Source organism: Moorena sp. SIO2C4 (assembly GCF_010672485.1).
Lineage (GTDB): Bacteria > Cyanobacteriota > Cyanobacteriia > Cyanobacteriales > Coleofasciculaceae > Moorena > Moorena producens.
The window spans coordinates 1-3714 of the sequence record NZ_JAAHGN010000769.1; the positions used below are offsets into that span (position 1 = coordinate 1).

Genomic DNA, 3714 nt, shown 5'->3' on the forward strand with positions numbered 1-3714 from the left:
TCAAAAACATAGCGATGTAGTTCGCTAGGGTCAGGTTCAGGACTGGCTTGGGCAAACTCAACTGCATCATTAATGACTTCCTGGATTTTGCTCTCAATGGCTTTGAGTTCTTCGGGAGTAGCTAGATGATTTTCTGTCAGGTAACTTGCCATGTTTTTAATGGGATCACGAGTTAACCAGAATTCCTTCTCTTCTTTGGAGCGGAGTTCATCGGGATCAGCCAGAGAGTGACCTCGGAAGCGGTAGGTCAGGGCTTCAATAAGGGTTGGGCCTTCTCCTGCACGAGCCCGAGCGATCGCTTCTTGGGCAACAGTTCTGACAGCCATTACATCCATGCCATCGACTTCTACTCCAGCCATACCGAATACACTGGCTTTTTTGTAAATTTCTGGCTGGGATGTTGCCCGTTCATGAGCCATCCCAATTGCCCACTTGTTGTTTTCCACAACATAGATAACGGGCAATTTCCAAAGGGCTGCCATATTCAAACATTCAAAGAACTGACCATTATTGCAAGCTCCATCACCAAAAAAGCAAACGGTGACTTGATCAGAACTCTCATCACCCAAGGCTTCGCGACGGTATTTACTTTGGAAAGCACTACCCGTGGCCACGGGAATCCCCTCAGCTACAAAGGCATAACCTCCCAGGAGATTATGTTCTTGTGAGAACATATGCATTGAACCACCGCGCCCCTTGCTGCAGCCTGTGGCTTTGCCAAATAACTCTGCCATCACTTCCCGTGCTGGCACTCCTGCACTTAAGGCATGGACGTGGTCACGATAGGTGCTACTAACAAAGTCTTCACCAATACGCAACGCCTTGATGACTCCTGTTGACACTGCCTCTTGACCGTTGTAGAGGTGGACAAAACCAAACATTTTGCCCCGATAGTACATTTCAGCACATTTGTCCTCAAACAAGCGCCCGAGCATCATATCCTCGTAAAGGAGTAATCCTTCTGCGCTGGTAATGGGGCTGTAATCCTCTACTTTAGGTAAAGTTCTTTCCTGAGCCATTAATTTGTCCTATACTTGTCGCAACACTATACTGGCATTTCGCCAAACTACTTGTTTAGCCAATTTAAGCAAAGCTATCATAAAGTTTCACTCAAGCCTACAGGATTTCTCTTTTAGGATTTCTCTTTTAGGTCAAGCCTAGAGCGAATAGTTAGGTCAAGTTGAGTTGAGTGAGAATCACACTACTGCTTGACAATCAATACTGTTTAGTTTAGTAAAAGTTAATTAACAAAACTCGCGGAATTACCCACCTTCTTCCAAGGTGGGCTTGAAGTTACCGTAAGGTAGGGTCGCGGCTTGAGCGTCGGCAGGATATGCATAAAAGGTAACGGCGCTTTTGTAATAAGGCGACCCAACAATCAGGTTTCGTATCCGGGATGGATAGCGAGACGATAACTTGTGATGATTCGTGCTAAAATGAAGATGGTCGCTGAGCCGCCTGACCGACTAAAAGGCTACCTTATAAACGGTCTAATATACTATCAGTTTTTAGACCTGGAGGTATACAAAGTAAAGCGCGGAGCTCAGGAAAGAGACAAGCCCCGGCTGGTTAGCCACAGTGCTGTAATTCCAAGACTTGTCTGTCGTAAAAGTATACGTCGATAGAAGGCGGATGTCTGCCTGTGGACGCTGAGTAAGACCAAAATTAGCGCGGCTTTTTGAGGCGTCGGGGACGCGCGCGGGAAGCCCAAAAGACGAATAAGACCGTCCCTGAATTGACCTGAGAGTGGTTTGCCCCAACCGTGAGCGTTGCAGGTTGGGGTACTTCACAGGAGATGATCCAGTTGCTAAAATAAATAGTATTTAGCGACTCGACAAAACCGGTTAGCTGCGATACTGTGTCTTTTAAAGTGACAGATAAATAGCTATAGCCAGTTTAGGGAGTACGATATGGGCTATCATCAACTCATTCAGTTGCTCGAAAAGCTGGGGAAGTGAACCGTGCGCATTCCGCTCGATTACTACCGCATATTAGGATTGCCGATTCAGGCTACAGCCCAACAGATCAGCCAAGCCTATCGTGATCGTACCTTACAACTACCGCGCCGAGAGTATTCGGAAGCAGCAATAGCCTCTCGTAAAACACTCCTTGAAAAAGCCTACGGGGTTTTGAGTGACCCTGAAACAAGAGAGGAGTACGATGCTGGCTTGATTGCCAAAGCTTATCAACTCCAAGAGCAACACCCATCAGTGGCGGGTGCTCCTGGTACTAATCAAACAGTAACAGGTGAAACCGTCGAAGCTCACACTCCTACGATTGAGATTGATAACGACCAATTACTCGGAAGCTTACTGATTCTTCAAGAACTTGGGGAATACGAACTGGTTCTAAAACTGGCGCAACCGTTACTGGAAAAAGGTGACAGCGTTGGATTAAGTCAGGGGAAATTGGGGGATCCCCAACTTGTTCAACCCGACGTGGTTTTGACCTTAGCTATTGCCTGCTTAGAGCTAGGTCGAGAGGAATGGCAGCAAGGGGAGTATGAAAACGCAGCTATGTCCCTAGAAACTGGACAACAATTACTCCTACAAGAAGGCTTATTTCCGAGTGTTCGAGGGGAAATCCAAGCAGACCTCTATAAACTTCGCCCTTATCGGATTTTAGAATTATTAGCCCTGCCAGAAGAAAAAGCCATTGAGCGGCGCAAAGGCTTGCGGTTGCTCCAAGAAATGTTACAGGAGCGTCGAGGGATCGATGGCACTGGTAATGATCAATCTGGTTTAGGGATTGATGACTTTCTACGCTTTATCCAACAGTTGCGAGGCTATCTTACCTCCAACCAACAGCAAACCTTATTTGAAGCTGAAGCACGACGTCCTTCAGCTGTTGCTACATACCTAGCTGTTTACGCCTTACTAGCAAGGGGATTTGCCCACAGAGAACCGGCTTTGATTGCTCGTGCCAAGAAAATGCTGATGCGTTTGGGTAAGCGGCAGGATGTTCACCTAGAACAAGGGGTTTGTGCTCTGCTTCTCGGCCAAACGGAAGAAGCCAGTCGTGCCTTGGAACTGAGCCAGGAATACGAACCCCTAGCTTTCATTCGGGAACATTCTCAAAATTCCCCAGACTTATTGCCAGGATTATGCCTCTACGGAGAGCGTTGGCTACAAGAATCTGTATTTCCCCACTTCCGGGATCTGGCCAATCAGAAGGTGTCTTTGAAGGAATACTTTGCTGATCAGCAAGTACAAGCCTATCTAGAAAATTTACCAGATTCATCTGAGGAAACTAGCAATCAGTGGACGGTTGTACCTTCCCAAACAACCACCTATGCAACGGTAGGCTCTTCTAAAAGCATCCTGGGGCAAGATAGACTAAGCAATGGCCAAGGCTCACAGACAACGGCAGAACCAGTAACGGTGGGGTCAAGGTGGCCAAGTGGGGCGTTGGCAAACGGTGTTAGTCAAAGCCGAGTCAATAGCGATCGCTTCACCACTAATGGGGTATCAACTTTGCCTACAGCTCAAGGGATATCCCACTCATCAAATGGCTCAGAACCACAAACCTCTCAGGACTTAGAGTCAAAAACCACAGGCTTGCGGAGTCATGGACGGCGTCGTAGGCGTCAGTCCTTAGGTAGCTTTCTGGGTGGTGGGAAGTCAGGCAAAACCCTGGATAGTCACAATTCAACCGCCTCAGGTGGGTGGTCTAGAGGCGGTTCTTTGGTCAAAGACTCCTCAAGTCAGCGGAGCA

The 3714-nt window shown here is 47.6% G+C and carries 2 protein-coding genes; one reads left to right on the top strand and one right to left on the bottom strand.

The genetic code is table 11. The features are described from left to right. A partial coding sequence (pdhA, locus tag F6K20_RS28745) for a pyruvate dehydrogenase (acetyl-transferring) E1 component subunit alpha (protein WP_287296947.1) occupies positions 1-1019 on the bottom strand: 1019 nt, incomplete at its 3' end. A 942-nt stretch (positions 1020-1961) separates the two neighbouring features. Here pdhA and F6K20_RS28750 point away from each other — a divergent pair. Beyond that, positions 1962-3714, top strand: a 1753-nt coding sequence (locus F6K20_RS28750) for a J domain-containing protein (RefSeq protein ID WP_287296949.1), incomplete at its 3' end; no start/stop codon positions are given.